The organism is Spirosoma lituiforme (assembly GCF_054776635.1).
Map to the genome: position 1 here is coordinate 561050 of NZ_BAAHBO010000003.1, position 17642 is coordinate 578691.

14 protein-coding genes are annotated in these 17642 nt (G+C 51.2%); 3 read left to right on the forward strand and 11 right to left on the reverse strand.

Annotated elements, in window-relative coordinates; genetic code table 11:
* Positions 1–50: 50 nt before the first annotated feature.
* The 3 genes from ACYU87_RS14710 to ACYU87_RS14720 form a co-directional block, all read right to left on the reverse strand.
* On the reverse strand, positions 51–1535 hold the full coding sequence (locus ACYU87_RS14710; RefSeq protein ID WP_461134820.1) for an efflux transporter outer membrane subunit: 1485 nt from the start codon (positions 1533–1535) through the stop codon (positions 51–53).
* 73 nt (positions 1536–1608) lie between these two features.
* Complete coding sequence (locus tag ACYU87_RS14715; RefSeq protein ID WP_461134821.1) at positions 1609–1917, reverse strand: DUF952 domain-containing protein; 309 nt, start codon at positions 1915–1917, stop codon at positions 1609–1611.
* 338 nt (positions 1918–2255) lie between these two features.
* Entirely contained in the window at positions 2256–3281 is a 1026-nt protein-coding gene (locus ACYU87_RS14720) for an acyltransferase family protein (RefSeq protein ID WP_461134822.1), read from the reverse strand.
* A gap of 356 nt (positions 3282–3637) precedes the next feature.
* Between ACYU87_RS14720 and ACYU87_RS14725 the strand changes: the two genes are divergently transcribed.
* On the forward strand, positions 3638–4075 hold the full coding sequence (locus tag ACYU87_RS14725) for a peptidylprolyl isomerase (protein WP_461134823.1): 438 nt from the start codon (positions 3638–3640) through the stop codon (positions 4073–4075).
* A gap of 141 nt (positions 4076–4216) precedes the next feature.
* Here ACYU87_RS14725 and ACYU87_RS14730 read toward each other — a convergent pair whose 3' ends face one another.
* The 3 genes from ACYU87_RS14730 to gcvP form a co-directional block, all read right to left on the reverse strand.
* The gene (locus tag ACYU87_RS14730) at positions 4217–5041 is read right to left on the reverse strand and encodes a tryptophan-rich sensory protein (RefSeq protein WP_461134824.1); all 825 of its coding nucleotides are present in this window, start codon (positions 5039–5041) and stop codon (positions 4217–4219) included.
* A gap of 68 nt (positions 5042–5109) precedes the next feature.
* A complete protein-coding gene (locus ACYU87_RS14735; RefSeq protein WP_461134825.1) occupies positions 5110–7122 on the reverse strand; it encodes an OmpA family protein in 2013 nt (670 codons plus the stop codon).
* A gap of 195 nt (positions 7123–7317) precedes the next feature.
* On the reverse strand, positions 7318–10221 hold the full coding sequence (gcvP, locus tag ACYU87_RS14740; RefSeq protein ID WP_461134826.1) for an aminomethyl-transferring glycine dehydrogenase: 2904 nt from the start codon (positions 10219–10221) through the stop codon (positions 7318–7320).
* A 218-nt stretch (positions 10222–10439) separates the two neighbouring features.
* Here gcvP and ACYU87_RS14745 point away from each other — a divergent pair, with 218 nt between their 5' ends.
* A complete protein-coding gene (locus ACYU87_RS14745) occupies positions 10440–11402 on the forward strand; it encodes a class I SAM-dependent methyltransferase (RefSeq protein WP_461134827.1) in 963 nt (320 codons plus the stop codon).
* Positions 11399–12382 carry a glycosyltransferase family 2 protein gene (locus ACYU87_RS14750; RefSeq protein ID WP_461134828.1) on the forward strand — a complete coding sequence of 328 codons (984 nt, stop codon included), beginning with the start codon at positions 11399–11401 and terminating at the stop codon, positions 12380–12382. The genes ACYU87_RS14745 and ACYU87_RS14750 overlap by 4 nt, the downstream gene beginning before the upstream one ends.
* Before the next feature lie 17 nt (positions 12383–12399).
* Here the strand turns inward: ACYU87_RS14750 and ACYU87_RS14755 are convergent, their stop codons facing one another.
* Genes ACYU87_RS14755 through ACYU87_RS14775 form a run of 5 tightly spaced genes read right to left on the reverse strand, consistent with a single transcriptional unit; the run spans position 12400 to position 17617 of the window.
* A complete protein-coding gene (locus ACYU87_RS14755) occupies positions 12400–13605 on the reverse strand; it encodes a glycosyltransferase family 9 protein (protein ID WP_461134829.1) in 1206 nt (401 codons plus the stop codon).
* The gene (locus ACYU87_RS14760) at positions 13605–14369 is read right to left on the reverse strand and encodes a glycosyltransferase family 2 protein (RefSeq protein ID WP_461134830.1); all 765 of its coding nucleotides are present in this window, start codon (positions 14367–14369) and stop codon (positions 13605–13607) included. Before ACYU87_RS14760 ends, ACYU87_RS14755 begins: the two co-directional genes overlap by 1 nt.
* 2 nt (positions 14370–14371) lie before the next feature.
* Complete coding sequence (locus ACYU87_RS14765) at positions 14372–14779, reverse strand: DUF2304 domain-containing protein (protein ID WP_461134831.1); 408 nt, start codon at positions 14777–14779, stop codon at positions 14372–14374.
* Positions 14779–15513 (reverse strand): glycosyltransferase family 2 protein, encoded by a 735-nt coding sequence (locus tag ACYU87_RS14770; protein WP_461134832.1) that lies wholly within the window; start codon positions 15511–15513, stop codon positions 14779–14781. Before ACYU87_RS14770 ends, ACYU87_RS14765 begins: the two co-directional genes overlap by 1 nt.
* 7 nt (positions 15514–15520) lie before the next feature.
* Positions 15521–17617: a DUF7657 domain-containing protein gene (locus ACYU87_RS14775; RefSeq protein WP_461134833.1), complete on the reverse strand. Its 2097-nt coding sequence runs from the start codon at positions 17615–17617 to the stop codon at positions 15521–15523.
* Positions 17618–17642: the final 25 nt, after the last annotated feature.

The following is a 17642-nucleotide window of genomic DNA, read 5'->3' on the forward strand; positions in this document are numbered from 1 at the left end:
TCCTTACGATATACAACAAAACGAAACAAATCGGTTATATCCTATAAAACCTAATAATCGCCCCCAATTGTTCGAAGAAGGGCTACCGCATACTGAACTTCCTGACTTTGAAGCTGTACCAGTTGCTGTTCCGTGGTCAGAATAGTTCGCTGTGCATCGAGTACTTCCAGATACGTAGCCAATCCCCGAATGTATAATTCGCGGTTGTATTGCTCTGTCCGACGCGCCAAAGCCAGCGTTCGGGCCTGTAAATCAAGCTGCTGACGTAACATCGTTAAATTGTCCAGGGCTGTTTCCGCATCCCGCTGAGCCAATTGCAGGGCCTGTAGATAAATTTGCTGATTTGTTTGCGTCTGCTGCCGGGCCAGTGCTATGTTCTGGCGTGCCCGGTGACCTTCATAAATCGGCACAGACGCATTAACGCCCACGATGTAAGTAGCCGCACTGGGCGTAAACCACGGACCAATTTTGCCCGATAAAACGCCACCCGATCCAATCAGCGTAACCCGGGGCTGGGTGCTGGCCTGCTGAAGAATCACTTGAGCCGCAGCCACCTGGTTCTGACGAATGTACTGTACCAAATCAGGTCGTCGCTGGAGTTGATCGGCGGTAACACTGGCATAGGGATAGGTTGGTACGACAAGTGGTAACGTACCCGATGGGATTGAAAACGCTGTAGGGTCCTGGCCGCAGAGTTGGGCCAGCCCGTTCACCAGTTCGACACGGGACCGCTCCAGACCTTTGAGCGTAACCTGCAAACCGGCATAGTCGGTTTCCGCCCGTTGCACGTCGATCTGATTAATCAGCCCAACCCGGAATCGTTCGCGCAAAATGGACACGGTTGTATCCCGCGATTGAATATTCCGGCGAAAAACGGCCTGCTCAGCATCGTTTCCCCGAATGAGCATGTACGTCCGGGCAATATCAGATGCCAGCGCCAGCCGGAACGACAGGTAGTCAGCATCACTGGCCTGCGCCTGCAAATTGGCGACCGATATGCCGCCCCGAATTCGTTTGAATAAATCCAGTTCATAACTGGCATCGATGGGCAGGAACTGGAAGGTGTTTAGCTGGAAACGCGGCAATAAGTCCAGCTGATTGGGAATGGAGAGCGGCCGGCGTTCCGATAAGCTCTGGGTGGTAATCAGCGCCGAACTGCGCAGGGAAGGCGATAAAAAGGATTGCGCTATGCGCAGCCGAATTCTGGACTCTTCCAATCGGCTCAGGGCAGCCCGTATGTTAGGGCTATTATCAAGTCCCAGTTGAATAAGGGATTCCAGCATTGGATCGCCAAACCGCCGAAATCCACTAACAGTTAAGGCTGGCGTTATATCGGTTGCCGAAAGGGTGGCTCCCGGTAGCGCATTACCCACCGGGCTGTCGCCCTGCGGCTGCACTGTGCCCGGCGCGTTGGCAGGACCAGCACCGGGTTGAACGGTCACAGACCCACCGGGCGCGTTCAGGGGTGTTGTTTGCGCATTAACCTGAACGGCGAACAAACTTAAGATGAAACTAATACGAATACGGTTGATCATTGCTAAGCTATTAGTTTACCGGCCACGGCCTTACGGAATCTTACTTTTTGTCCTCTCACTGGTTGATCCTTAGTTAAGGCTGGCTATCCAGAACATCTATCTGCACAATGGCTTCTTTGTTGAGAGGTCCGTACAAATGGGGAAACGAATCGTGATTGGTAGCCAGTTCGTAGCGCAAATCACTGACCAGCTTATCGGTATCAACGTGCAGAAGCAACAGATCAGGTATGTTCTGGTAATAACGGCTCAACGTTCCGGCCACCTGCTCTTTTGTTGATAGGTGGATAAACCCTTCGGTCTGCAAACTGTTGGCTCTGTAGTTGGACTGGCTTTCCTGCTTTGCCCAGTCAGCGGCAGGAACAATGTGATAAATCAGGCTCATCAAACAACAATTGGTAACTGACTACTTACCCAAGTAATACTACTTAATAAGAAATATAGCGCTAGGCAGTATTGCACAAAAGCAAGACATGAGGACTTTTTCTCCCGCGCTTTCGGCTTAATGTCAGGCAATTTAGTTGTATTTTTTCAGAAACTGACGCCCGATAATTGACTTATTCAAAGAATAAATTTCTTGTCGCTACAAAAATGCGGGGCAGCAATAGCGAACACGGCAATTTGTCTCCGGCAGCAGACGGAGTTTGTGTCCTCTATCCAAAAAGATTTTAGTGATGCAGCTGGCGCTGGTTGGGGCTTAGTCCGAAGCGTTACTTCCTTAACCTACCGATGCGACGATAAGCTAGCCGGCTTTTCGTCGGCCTTATGTTTGGGGCGGCTAAAATCACCACACAAAGCCCGAAAGACCGACGGAGCAAATTTATCGAGGATAATCAGTAGTAGTATGCAGATACCCAGTCCGACCAGAGGGCTCACCAGATAGACGAATCCGCCCGTCACCATGTTTTTTTCAAAAATTCGGTGAAGACCAAGGTTAACAACGGGGTGATACAAGTAAAGTGGCAGGGAATAGCGTCTGCCGTAATAGCTAAGCCAATGATCTGCGGAGATCGATAAACGTAACGATAACAGCAGTATACCAACCGAGAGAGGCAAGGTGCCTACCAGAAAATTGACCCTGGCTGCGTCAGCCATGAAATTCGACAGCAGCGACACTTCAGCGAACTGAAGCCCGATACCAACAACAATCAGTGTATACGCAACCAGGCTGGACGTACTCCGATCCCATGCATGCTTGGATAGTAGAAAGCCAATGCACAAAAAAGGAACGGACAATAAAGAGCGGGCATAGATTGGGTGAGGGTTCAGACCCAGCAGGTAATTGTAAGGTATGAAGATCAGAATAACCAGCAGGCTAACAACCACCAGGGCAGGGAGTAAATTATCTAACTTGTACCGCAGCAGAAACCAAAGTACCAGATAGCCCAGTACCATAGAGGTCAGAAACCAAAGATGAAAGTAAACGCCCGTCAACAGCGTAAAATAGGAGATTAACGGCTCGATCGTTCCTTCGGTAAGTGCGGTAAACAGCAGATAAAATAAGTTAACAAAAGAGGTGACAACCAATAAATTCGTTGCCGTTTTAGCAAAAGCCTGGCTGGGCCGGGCAGCGTAACTCTTCTGAAAATAATAGCCCCCAACCATGAAAAAAAACGGAACGACCCATCGTCCGAATACATTCAGTAAACTCAGTGTTGGTGGATATTCAGCATAGATACTGTGACACAGAACCACTAGGCAGGCTCCAAGAAACCGAAACACATCTATACTTCCGTTGCGCTGATTCATGATTAATGTCCCTGACAGGCCAGCGGCCAGCGTAGTTTGATGAATGCCTTACGATATTATTCTACTAATTTTATATACTTATCACTATATAAACGCTGTGAGCAGTCTTGACTTGGCTCCTTCTTGATTCAGGCAATCTATAGAAAATTTATAAAACTTCGGCTTTAAGTAAACAACAAATGAACATAATTAATTATGCGGTCATTTTTGATATACCAATATAGAAATTTGACTCTGTGAGTTCGTAACCATACAGGCGATAGAAAGCACAGCCTACATTCATACCATCAGCACATAATTGTGAGGTCGAAGCGGAAAACGTCGTAATTTTGCATCAAACAAAATTGATTTCAGTCATGCCAAAGGCACAAATGAATACCGACAAGGGCACAATGCTCATCGAATTCTTCGAGAAGGATGCTCCTAAAGCGGTTGATAACTTTATTACGCTGGCCAAGAAAGGCTTCTACGATGGAATTAAATTTCACCGTGTCATTCCTAATTTCATGATTCAAGGGGGCGACCCAACGGGTACCGGCGCAGGCGGACCGGGCTATTCAATTGATTGTGAACTAACCGGTGATAATCAGTACCACGATCGGGGGGTTCTCTCCATGGCTCACCGGGGACGGAATACCGGCGGATCTCAGTTTTTCATCTGCCACAATCGCCAGAATACCGCCCACCTCGACCGCAACCATACCGTTTTTGGTAAAGTAGTTGACGGGCTGGAGGTGATCGACCAGATTCAGCAGGGTGACAAAATTAATAGCATCACGGTACTGGAAGATTAAAGTAGCTTCTTGTAAAAAGGGTGGTATCTGAGGAAAAATGAGTTATTTTCCTTAGATACCACCCTTTCATATTGACATTGTTCAAACCTGTGTAGTCGTTTCTCATCACGTCATGCCTGCCAAAATTGGTTTAGTACATCGTCAACTATAAGCGGGTGTCTTTTTCGAAATGAGCCCCGAGATGGCCAACCCGACCGCGGCAATGGCTCCAGCTCCGGCAATCAACTGGACTTGACTGTAGCCCGTCTGTTCGGCCGCAATGGCCACATACGCCCAGGTAAATACCAAGATGTAGGCTACACTCCGGTACCGGTTAAAGACGATTGCTCCTACAACCAGCCCAACAATTAGCATGGCCATAGCCCATGCCTGTTCGCTCAGGCCCAGCAGACTGAAATCTGTCGATTTCAGGTATACCGTTACGTTCAGAATTGTAGCCACCGTAAGCCAGCCGAAGTAGATTGAAAAAGGAATCCGGGCCAGCCAGGTTTCCGCCGAAGAGGCTGGTGATTCAGGCAGGGTAGCCTCCGGATCAGTATCAATCAGGGGTGTTGTCGCTCCTCGTACCCCCCGCCGAACAAGCAGTTGTTGCTCGATAATCACCAGCGAGAACAGCATCACCAAAATAACCAGTAAGGCAACGCCGATACGCTCATTATTGAAAAGCGGGCTCCAGGCAGCATTGCCGAATGCATTGATAACTACCCACCAGCCAATAGCCCGAAACCGAGGGTTTTCCCGTTGAGAACGGAGGCTCTGGTAGACAGCAAAGGCCAGCAGACCCAGAAAAATGATTCCCCAGATCGAAAAAGCATAACCCGCCGGCGTGATCAGCGTATGGTATCTGGCAGAAACTACCTTGTTCGTCTGCCCGCCAAAAGCACCTGTATTGGAAAGATAGTTCATCACAATGAGCGTGATGATACTGAACAGGACGAAGAATTGACGCAGTTTGTCGGACTTCATAAAACGAAAGGCTTGGTTACCAAATGATAACCAAGCCTTTCGGGGTAGTGTTTCCTGAACAGGAAGCGTTATAGCTCCAGAATCGTGATTTCGGTTCGACGGTTACGCTGGTGCTCCTCTTCGGTCCTGGCATTTTTAACGACCAGTCTCGTTTCGCCATACCCTTTGGCCACTAATCGATCAGCCGAAATACCCTGCGACACAATATAATCTACAGCTGCTTTTGCCCGGTTCTGAGACAGCTTCATGTTGTACGCGTCTGGGGCTCGGACGTCCGTATGCGAGCTAAGTTCAAGCTTGAGCGTTGGATTATCTTTTAAGATCACCACGATTTTGTCAAGTTCCGGTGCCGCATCCGATCGAATGTTGTATTTATCGAGATCATAGTAGATATTTTCGAGCACAAACGTCTTGTTCAGCAACGACCGGTCGAGCAGAATATCTACGTTGAAGGTGGTATCGGTCTGTGGTTTAGTCAGGAAAACGGCAGGAATGCTTCGGCCCTGCATCGTAAACGGCTCCCGATGGGTCAGGTAGCCTTTACGTTCGGCCAGGATCGTGTAATCTTTGCCTTCTGTCAGCGGATACTTGCCGAACGTTCCGGGCTGGCCCGTTGTGACTTCAGCAATGGGTTGCCCCGTGGCATCGTCCAGAATCCGAACGCGTGCCGAATCGAGCGGAGCAATGGGCGTTTCGTTGGATGAAACTGTCCCGGCAATAAAGTAGCGCACAATTTTGGGCGCATTGGCCGGTGGTGGCGTCTGCACGATAATCGTTGTGGTATCGGTTGGCGGTCCTTCCTGGAAGAAGTAAATGTCATCATCGCCCTTACCACCGCCCCGGTTGGAGGCTATAAAGCCCTTGGCGGGTTCGGTATAGATCAGGCCAAAATCATCGGCTGGCGAATTAATAGGCTGGCCCATGTTCTCCACCCGCGTAACGCCACCCGAGCGCGTAGCCACAAACACGTCCAGCTTCCCTAAACCCGGATGGCCATCGGAGGCAAAGTACAGTTTCGCGTTGGCTCCAACGTACGGAAACATCTCATCGCCGGGTGTGTTGATGTCGCGGCCCATATTAACGGGTCGGCTAAAGCGACCAGATGCGTCAATGCTGGTACGGTACAGATCGATGCCCCCGGCACCACCGGCCCGGTTTGAGGCAAAGTAAAGCGTTTTGCCGTCGGCCGAAAACGCGGGCGAACCATCCCAGGCCAGCGAATCACTAATCGGCAAACGCAGGGGCTGGCTCCAGGCGTTGTTTTCGCCCAGACGACTAATGTACAAGTCCACATCGAGGCCACCTTTCCGTTTGCCGTTGTTGCCCCGCGCCAGAATCATGGTCTTCCCATCTTTCGAGAACGCTGGTGTGCCTTCGTTCACATCTCCCTGAAATACATTGGTGCTGAACACCTCAGGCTTGCCCGATGCACCGCCCGGATTTCCGGTCTCGTCTGGCTTCTGATTCAGTTTAGTTTTGTACAACCCCAGCATGGGCTGCCCGTTATTCTTATACGTCGTTTCTTTTCGGGAAGCCGTAAAGATCAGGTCTTCTCCGCGAACCACGGGGGCAAATTCGGCACCCGGTGAGTTCAGGTTGCCCATGTTCCGGAGGGTAATAAGCGACTTGTTCTGGGCAATAGCGTCGATGGCCTTTAGTGTTTCTACTTCACGTTTGGCTTTGTCGAGCGTGGGCTTGGCTGTTGTTTTGGGGGCGTTGGTCACGTACTGCTGCAACTGCTCCAGCGCACCGGCATAGTTCCCCTGCGATTTCAGGGCATACGCGTAATTAAAATGGGCATCAGGTTCTTTTGTCCCGGCTTCGATGGCCTTCTGATAAAACGGAACGGCCTCGCTGAACCGGTTCGATAAGCGATAGGATTCGGCCATGTAGTAGTTCAGGCGGGCCGGATCAATACTTCCTTTTGCCGCCTTCTGGAACTGCGTCACGGCCAGATTGTATTCGCCAGCATCATAATGACGAACCCCTTTCTTATACGCCTGCATGGCCGAATTGCAGCCCGTTAGTCCGCTGGCCAGACCTAACACTACGAGCAGTACAGATAACGTATTGGTTTTCATAAGATTAAAAAAGCAAATCGCTGATTCTCGCCCAAGATAATGCAAATTTGGGCGGGTCTTACTTTTAACGTTTACAATTGGTTTTTATTGAGGATTGCCTCGCACTAAAACGGGTGAAAATCCGCGCTTTGTAAGAATCTGTTTTAGAGATCACAAAGCACGGATTTTCACCCGTTTTGCTAGGAATTAAATGTACTAGACCTGTTGTGCCACGCCTGCGTCCTCAGTAACTTCGGTTTCGTAGGCCTCCGTTGGAATGCAGGCACAAATCAGGTTCCGGTCGCCATAGGCCGAATCGATCCGGCTAACACTTGGCCAGAACTTACGCGCCCGCACCTGTGGCAACGGATAAACTGCTTTCTCCCGGCTATAGGGACGAGTCCAGGTATCGCTCAGGGCAACCGTAGCCGTATGGGGTGCGTGTTTCAGCACGTTACTGGCCCGGTCAACTTCACCTGTTTCGATTTCACGAATTTCATTTCGAATAGCGATCATTGCCTCACAGAAGCGATCCAGCTCGGCTTTCGATTCAGATTCGGTTGGTTCAATCATCAGCGTACCTGCCACCGGGAAGGAAACCGTTGGCGCATGAAAACCATAGTCCATCAACCGTTTGGCAATGTCTTCTACTTCAACACCGGATGTCGCCTTGAAGGGGCGGCAGTCGAGGATCATTTCGTGGGCGCAACGACCGTTTGTTCCCGTGTACAGGGTGTCGTAATGCCCTTCCAGACGGGCTTTGATGTAGTTGGCGTTCAGGATAGCCCGTTTCGTGGCATTCGTCAGTCCCTCACCACCCATCATGGCGATGTAGGCATACGAAATCGTGAGAATACTGGCCGACCCATAAGGCGCTGCCGAAACTGCGTGAATGGCCTGATCGCCCCCGATAGGCACCACGGCATGACCCGGCAAGAACGGTACCAGTTGCGGAGCCACACCGATGGGTCCCATGCCCGGCCCACCTCCGCCGTGCGGAATGCAGAACGTTTTATGCAGGTTCAGGTGGCAAACATCGGCACCAATCGTAGCCGGCGATGTCAGGCCAACCTGCGCGTTCATGTTCGCGCCGTCCATATATACCTGCCCGCCATGTTCGTGGATGATGGAGCAGATTTCCTTAATGCTTTCTTCGAACACACCGTGCGTAGACGGGTACGTAACCATCAGACACGACAGGTCATTGCTGTACTGCTCGGCTTTCGCTTTCAGATCGGCAACGTCGATATTACCCCGTTCGTCGCACTTAACGATAACGACCTTCATACCGGCCATAACGGCACTGGCCGGGTTGGTTCCGTGCGCCGACTGTGGAATGAGCGAGATCGTCCGGTGGAAATCACCCCGGCTTTCGTGGTAGGCCCGAATCACCATCAGCCCCGCGTATTCGCCCTGAGCACCCGAGTTTGGTTGCAGCGACATGGCGGCAAAACCCGTAATTTCACAAAGCCAGGCGTTCAGGTCGGTAAACATCTGCTGGTAACCTGTCGTCTGGTCTCTCGGAACAAACGGGTGAATTTTTCCGAGTTCGGGCCAGGTAACCGGAATCATTTCGGCGGTGGCGTTCAACTTCATCGTACAGCTACCCAGCGAAATCATGGAGTGAACCAGCGAAAGGTCTTTTTCTTCCAGTGACTTCAGATAGCGCAGCATTTCGTGTTCCGTATGGTGCGTATTAAACACCGGATGCGTCAGGTAATCCGACTGCCGGATGAGCTGATCGGGCCACGTAATTTCCAGACTTTCCAGCAGGGCTTCCATATCGGGCTTAATACCGAATACAGTCAGCAGTTCGGTTACGTCATGGAGCGATTTTGCTTCATCGAACGAGACCCCTACGTGCTCCTCATCGTCGAAATAGCGCAGGTTGATCTGAGCCGCTTTGGCCGACTTTTTCAGCGATTCGGTATCCGACACCTTTACGGTAACCGTATCAAAGTAATTTTCTGTGGTAACCTCGTAGCCATTCCAGCGAAGAGCGGTGGCGAATAGTTTGGTCAGCGCGTGTACCTGTTCGGCAATGGCGCGAAGTCGTTGCGGGCCATGATAAACGGCGTAGCTTCCGGCCATAACCGCCAGCAATACCTGTGCGGTACAGATATTCGACGTCGCTTTTTCCCGGCGAATGTGTTGCTCGCGCGTCTGGAGCGCCATCCGTAACGCCGGTTTACCTTCGGCATCCTGCGATACACCAATAATCCGACCGGGAATCTGCCGTTTGAAGGCGTCGCGGGTTGCGAAGTAAGCCGCGTGTGGGCCACCATAGCCCATCGGCACGCCAAACCGTTGCGACGAACCGACCACAACATCGGCACCCATTTCGCCGGGTGCCGTGAGCAGGGTTAGCGCCAGCAGGTCGGCAGCAACGGCAACGGTTATACCCAGTTCGTGAGCCGCAGCAATCAAATCGGTGTAATCGAATACTTCACCGTCTGAAGCCGGGTATTGCAACACCATACCGAAAATCTGGCCGCTGGTCAGGTCAACGGTGCGGTGGTCGCCAATCAGAATAGTGACACCAATGGGCGTAGCCCGGGTCAGCAGCACATCGATGGTTTGTGGATGGCACCGATCCGACACAAAAAATGTCGTTGCCGATTTCTTCTGCGCCGGACGCATGGCAAAAAGCATGTGCATGGCTTCGGCGGCAGCCGTCGCTTCATCGAGCAGCGATGCATTGGCTAGATCCATACCCGTCAAATCCGACACGACCGTCTGGAAATTCAACAGCGCTTCAAGCCGACCCTGGGCGATCTCGGCCTGATAAGGCGTGTAGGCCGTGTACCAGGCTGGATTTTCGAGGATGTTCCGAAGGATAACGTTTGGTGTGAGCGTATCGTAATACCCCGTACCAATGTATGATTTGAAAATCTTATTCTGCCCGGCTACCTTCTTGAAATCAGTCAGAAAAGCGGTTTCCGACTTGGGAGCGGGTAAGTTCAGTGGGTTAGCCAGTCGAATGGCATCGGGTACGGTCTGGCCAATCAGTTCGTCGATTGTGTTGACCCCAACGGTCTTAAGGATGTCGGCCAGAGCCGCGTCAGTCTGACCGTGATGACGGTCTTCAAATATGTCTGTTTGTTGAAGCTTTAGTTTCATGCCTGAATCGCCCACCTTTTCGTTTTATTGGGAACTCAAATTTACGTCAAAACGTGCAATTTTCGGGTTTGTCCCCCCCTGAATCGTACCGTTTTAGTCTCAGGTATGCCGCTATCCCAAATTTTTAGTCATCTTGTTCGTTTCCTTTCACCTGTCTCGCATAGTATTTGTTGAATGAGCTGATTATACAGGACCTGTTCCACTACACGACTCTCTCTATGAAGCCTTGTCCGGCTTGCGCTAATCGCGAGCACAATACGTTCCTTCGTGTTCGCGAGATGATGCTTGGCACTCGTAATACGTTTACGTATATCCATTGCCAAAAATGTTACTGCCTCTACCTAAATGACTTACCTTCTGATCTGGGTACCTACTATCCGGACACCTACTACAGTTTTAATTATACACCAGGTAACCAATTCATCGAATGGGTTCGTAAAACCAGAGATCGGTTTGCCGTAACGAATCAGGGCGCTCTAGGGCGTTTTTTTTACCTGATCTTTCCCGTAGCTACCATGCGGCTGCTTCATTGGGCGGGTAAATCAGACCGGACGACCAGCATCCTGGATGTAGGCTGCGGCAACGGGCAGGAGTTAGGGTACCTACAACGCCTGGGGTTCAACAACCTGCACGGAATTGATCCGTTTATTCGGGAAGATATTCTGGCGCATCAGGCAGATGGCTTATCCATTTACAGAAAAAATTTATGGGAGTGGAATGGTCAGCATGATCTGATTACGTTTAATCACTCTTTTGAACACTTTACGGTAGCGCCCGAGAAAGTGCTGCAACGGGTAGCCGATTTGCTCAAGCCCGGTGGTAAGTGCAGCATCCGGATTCCGGTTACGGATTGTTATGCGTTTACTCAGTACAATACCAACTGGGTTCAGATCGACGCCCCCCGCCACTATTTCATTCCCTCCGTGCAGACCATTCACCAGTTGGCCCGGCGCGTTGGCCTGACCGTCGAATCCATTCATTACGATTCAACCATGCTTCAATTTATTGGCAGCGAGCAGTATAAGCATGACATTGCTCTTCAGGAAAGTCGCTCGTTTTACTCCCCCTTACCCGGACCCAAATTTATCTCGTGGCCCCAGGCGATTCAGTACTGGTGGAAGGCCAAGCGACTCAATAAGAACAGGCAGGGCGATCAGGCCGTATTTATTCTGGCAAAATGAGCACAAGCCTTATTTGCACGGTGGTTGTCAACTACAAAACCTGGTCGTATACCCAGGCCTGCGTTGATAGTCTGTTAGCCTGCCAGCACCCGGGCCACATTGTCATTGTCGATAATGCGTCACCCAATGATTCCGTAGACAAGCTAACTCAGTTTCTGGCATCTGTCAGCGATTCTGTTGACGTGGGCCAGTTTGAGGGGTTTCGAACAATGACGATCGGGGCTCAGCAGGCAACCATTACCCTCATCGAATCCCGCGTAAACGGCGGCTACTCCGCCGGCAACAACATCGGGCTGCGCTATGGATTAGCCAACAGTAACTGCGCTTATTTCTGGGTTCTGAATAACGACACAATCGTTCACCCCGCGGCCTTACAGGCATTGCACTCACAGGCCGAAACCTCTATCCTACCCAAGCCGGGGCTTATTGGCTCCGTGCTCATGCATTACGATCGGCCGGATGTTGTTCAGTCAATAGGCGGACACTACTTGCCCTGGTTGGGCATCGCTTTTCCGGTGGGCGACGGACTAACAGATCAAACGAAATTAGGACACTATAAAAAACAGATCAATTACGTTATTGGCGCAGCCTGCTTCATGCAGCGCTCCTTTCTGATGGAGGTTGGCCTGATGGACGAGGACTATTTCCTGTATTATGAAGACACGGAATGGAGCTATCGGGCCACTCGCCTGGGCTACACAAACGACGTATGCCTGACGAGCGTAGTCTACCATCGAGACGGCGGCAGCACCCGGCAAAGCACCGCAACACCCCCACTTGTCGACTACTATTTTGCCCGTAATAAAATCCGATTTTCCAAGGTGTATTTTCCGTATTGGCTACCTACGTTGTGCCTGAGTGCTCTGGCCGCTACGGTCTGGCGCCTGCTCAACCGAAACACCAGGGCGGCTAAACTGATTTTGGCGGTAACCGTTGAGGAGCTTTTTGGGCGAGCCCCCAATTACCCGGACGACAAATAAAAACAGGCAGGCTCGGCTTAAGTACTCTTCGCCGGTAGCAGAGACATCACACCGTCGATGACGCGCGCAACCGAAATCTCCCGAATGGAGTAAGGCGATTCGGGGTTAAAATCTTGGGCTATTTCCGATAAACGATGCCTGTTGGCTTCAATGAAGGACGGGTACAGGTAAGTGATCTGAGACCGACTGGCCGCCGGGTAAGGATGCCACCGGACTAACGATTTGCCCTGCGAAATGACTAACGTTGGTGTTTGGGTCGAGGCCGCGATGTGGACAATTCCCGTTTCATTGGCAATCAGCAGATCAGCCTTGCTCAATACATAGATAAGTTCGGGAATCGATAATTTTCCGGTCAGATCGACGACCATTAATGGGTTGGTTAAACAGGCTAAAAACCGTTCTGCGTAAACCAACTCACTGGCTGTCCCCGTCAGCAGAATTTTATGCAGCGGATAATGACTTGATAGATGGGCAGCTACCTGCGCAAAGTTTTCGGCGGGCCATACCCGGAAATCCTGTCCGGCTCCCAGCGAGAATACAATATAGTGATCGGGTACCGTTACCGGCTTCGCATACCGGGTATTCAGCATAGACGCCGGAAGCGGAATTTCTTCCCGTAAGAATTCCTGTACGATACGGTGGTCACGCTCCATCTCGAAAACGATACCGTTTCCGGAGTCAATGAGCCGCGTGTAGAACGTATTTCCCCACCTGGCCTCCCAGGGCTTTATGTTACTGTAATCAGGCCGGCAACCCACGCGTTCAGCCGCTTCCGTTGCCAGGGCCAGGTAATCGTCCAGCACAAGTACGCGGCTGTATGTTGGGCAAAAAACCGCCGAAAAACCCGCCAGCCGAAGTTGCCGAACAACTCGAAACCGGTACAGCGGCTGCGTAGTCAATTTATAAATATCGACCCAGATGAATTGATCAATCACATCAGCATCGAAGGTTTCAGCCAGTGATTTGATCGACACATTACCCAACAGCGTGAGCCGATAGCCGCCGTAGCGAGATGACGCTTTTATCTGGTGGAGGTAATTACGAAACAGCAGGTAATCACCCATCACATCCAGTCGAATAATTAACAGCGACTTGGGTTGACGGGGGGCCGTCGTCGTTAACCGGGCTACCGTATCGACCAGCAGGATAGCCAGGTCGATCAGCACCAGCAGCGGCACCAGTAAAGGCGATGTCTTCAGAAATCGGATGAACGTTTTGAGCATCACTTAACGAGTTTATAAACGGCCGTTATGGCTCGGTTATGTGCCCGGTGCAGCCAGCGGATTGGCGCTCCTGTCCAGTAACGGCAAAACGTCTGGTAGTCTTCTTCGAACTGGCGTTCGTACTGATTTCCTCCTTTAGAATCGGCGTGGATGCGAAAGGCGGTCAGGGCTTCGGGCAATATGGCCGGTGGTTGTCGTTGCAGCAGGCGAAGCCACCAGTCATAATCCATCGTGTAGTGTAATGATTCCGTCAGGAACCCCAGCTTCGTATGGGCATCGCGTCGCCAGAACGTAGATGGCTGGCAGATGGCGTTCGTCATACCTAAATAGGCCGCTGGCGCGAGGGAACGCAGCAGTTGTTTATACCGCCGAACGGGTTGCTGAATAGGCTGGCCGACCTGATCAACGATCAAGCAATCGCCTGTTAGCCAGAGCACGTCGGGATTTTCCTCAAAAAAACGGCCTACTGTCGTCAGGGCATTCGGCAGAAAGTAATCATCCGAATTGAGCCAGCAAACGATATCGCCGGTAGCCCGGCGAAGCCCTTTATTTATCGCATCCGTCTGTCCGTTATCGCGTTCAGCAAGCAGGGTCAACCGATCTTCGTACTCCCTGACGATAGCCAGGGTACGATCGGTCGACAGACCATCCACTACCAGGTAGTCAAGTCGGGGGTACGCCTGCGTCAGCACCGATTCAATCGTTTGCCGAATAAAATCAGCCTGGTTATAGGACGGCGTAATAACGCTAATGGATGGCAGCATGACTACTCCGTAAGGGGGACCGGCTCAATAGCGCTGGCCGAGTTTGTGTCATTGAGCAGGTGACGCGTTTCCAGTTCATTTCGCAGGAGAGCCACTTCCTGCGACAGTACTTTTATCTGGTTTTGTAATCTGGACACCACTACCGATAAGTGAACCAGAAAAATTAGTATAGCGAAAATAGCCCCCAAAAAGATCAGTGAAGGGGGATAGAAAACGCCCAGTGCCAGCGAGATCTGTTCCAGCCCCTTCCGCCAGATAGAAAAGAGGATGAGTATAAGTGTACAGGCAATCCACAGGATGGAGTACTCCTCCCGAAGGCGCCCCTTCACAATCAGCCGAAAAATAAACGCCAGGAATAAAGACGCTCCCAGCAAGCTGATAATCTGAATGGTTAGCGGTACAGATGCCATTACTTCGTGCGTTTATTGACCAGACGAAAATACATAAATACAATGGCCAGCGATACTTTAAGCATGTAATAGAACGCCCGGCTGGTGTTGATGGACGAGACGCCTTCTTCCCGATGGCGCATCCTGACGGGCACCTCCTTAATGCGCAATCCCTGCAACCCAAATTGCACAATAGATTCTGGTTCCGGGTATTCGTCGGGGTAATATGTATTGACCAGCTCAATAGTCCGCCGGTTAAACGCCCGAAAGCCCGACGTGCTGTCGTAAATGGCTTTGCCGATAAGCAATTGGTTCAGCCAGCGAAAATACTTGATGCCCAAACGCCGGGTAAACGACGACTGAAACCCCTCGCCCGTTATAAATCGTGAGCCAATGGACACATCAGCTTCCTGTTGTAAAATTGGCTGCAAAACGGCGGGGAGTTCGGTAGCTGGATGTTGCCCATCGCCGTCGAGCTGCACCGCCACGTCGTACCCTTTCTGAAAAGCGTATCGATAGCCGCTGTGCATGGCCCCGCCAATACCCAGATTGACGGGCAGGTTCAGGTACAGACAGGGAAGTGTTCGAATAACCGCGAGCGAATTATCAGTCGAGCAATCGTTTACGATCAGTATGTCTAATTGATAACCTTCCCGATTTCGTAGTGCCACGAGTTCGTGAACCACCTGGGCAATGGCCCCCTGCTCGTTGTAACAAGGAATAATAACCAGTATACGGGGGGTAGAGACAGCCATTCGTTCCCTACGGATTTGCCTGATAGATGGTCAACGAACCCAGCGTGGCAATCGCCTTCATACACCGCACTTCGACGGGTTGCGGCTGATGATCAAAAACCTGATACTTGACATTCAGCATCTTCATCCGGGGTGAGCAGGGGTCCATCGCAATTACGTAGGCATCCTCAAACTGATTGACCAGAATAACCGAATCTCGGCCGTTGATGTAACTTTGATTGGTTACGTGTGCATACCGGTTGTAGGCTGAGTCTCGCTTCATTTCGGGATCCAGCACCTGAAGAACGTGTTTCCGATCCGGCAGGTACTTGACGCCCGTAATTTGTTTAGCTCCCGTAGCGGTAACCATATACGTCAGGTATTGACTACCGTTAACCAGCCAGCGCGCCTGTGGATCCTGCTCAACCAGTTGACGAACCGTCTTGTAAAATACATTCTCCGTAATGGGAGTCAGTCCCTTCGAGAGTGGGTTAGCCTTCAGGTTGGGCAATAGAAACAGCAGTATGCCCGTGCAGAAAATCGTTGTTCGGTAGCGAACAGGCAGGGTAAACAGCAGCAGCACATTCATCATCGAGAAAAACACAACAGGTATAAACGTCTGGTAGGGTTTGATCAGCCTATCCGAATCGTTCACATTGATGTAGGCCGTGTAAATTACAAACCCAACAATAGCCACTATAGCCAGGCCATTTGCCCAGACGGGCACCTGACGATAGGTAGTACGAATGGTCGTTTCGTTGATCGAGCCCAGGTACATGAACAGCAAAACAATGCCGCCCACCCCCATTGGTATCTGCGCCCGGCGCGTTGGCACCATGTTCATCAGGCTACCTTTGGCCAGCCCTTCCGAAAACCCGATCTCAATCCATACCCACATAAACAGGACGAAAACAGCCGCAGCGGTCAGCATCCAGTCGACTTTCCGATTCAGGACAAACTGGGCAATCAGAAGCGGAATAATGACGGGCGCAAAATTAAGATAGTGTGACAGCTCACAAATGTTGAGCCAGCTCTTGGGAAACGTCTGATCATCGAAAAACCAGCTATAGTATTCAGAATACCAGTTCCCGATAAAACCCGTTCCGCCCAGCTCACTCCGCTGACCCGGATACACCGTGCTGGTGACGGCTTTCAGCGTTTCCTGTACATCGGTATAGAAGGTAGCCAGTACAAGACCGGCAAGACCGGCTGCCACGACCAACATCCCCATTTTTGGTACGATTGCTTTCGGCGGAAATAAATCCCGACGATTGTTGAGGATATACCCCACAAGCACCAGACCAAACAGATAGGCCAGCGGAACCTGATAAGGCGGGTACAGAATAAGGGCATACGACACAACCAGCCAGACCAGCAGGAGCGCCAGTAAAGCAATGCGGAGTATTTTCTGCTCGGTCAACAGATAGACCGCAACCACAAAAGCCGCGCAGCAATATCCAATCATGCTCGATGGAATAAACGACCACCTGACCGTACCGGACGAAAACAACAACGTTAGCGACCCCGCGAGTGCCAGATAGTACTGGTTACGGGTAACGAGCAGGAAAAACAGAAAAGACGTTACTAATAGCACGAATGGGCTACTGTCGTACATCCAGGCGTACCCCCGCTCTACATCCAGCCCCAGAAAGCCCCAGAAAGCCGCTTTAAACAGCAAAATAGGATGCTTGACCGGCGACGTGAGCAAGGGTGAACGCAGTCCGCCAATGGCTTCATTCTCCGTCGGCATGCCGTTCAATACATTCGAGATTGTCCAGGGTGCGCCAACCGCGTAGTCGTCCATCCGGATTTGCTTGGGGGTTCCAGCAACCAGACCGCGCGAGGGTGGTGAACCATCGGGCAGAATCGTGTTCCAGATCGGAAGAGAAACATAGTGCCATTTAAACAGGACGAACAGCACGAATAAAGCAACAAAAGCCATGAGCGTCCGCTTTACCCGCTTGTCGAAGCGAATTAATTCGAATGGCAGCTCAACCGCTGGCGAATCAACAGGAGCGGACAAGTCTGGTACGAGCTGGCTGGATTTATCCGGGGCAGAAACGACAATCTTGCTAGCTGTAGTGGCACCGCCACTGGTAGCTCGGCCTTTTTGTTTCTTCGACATGAGGCAGGTTCTGAACGAATTCTCA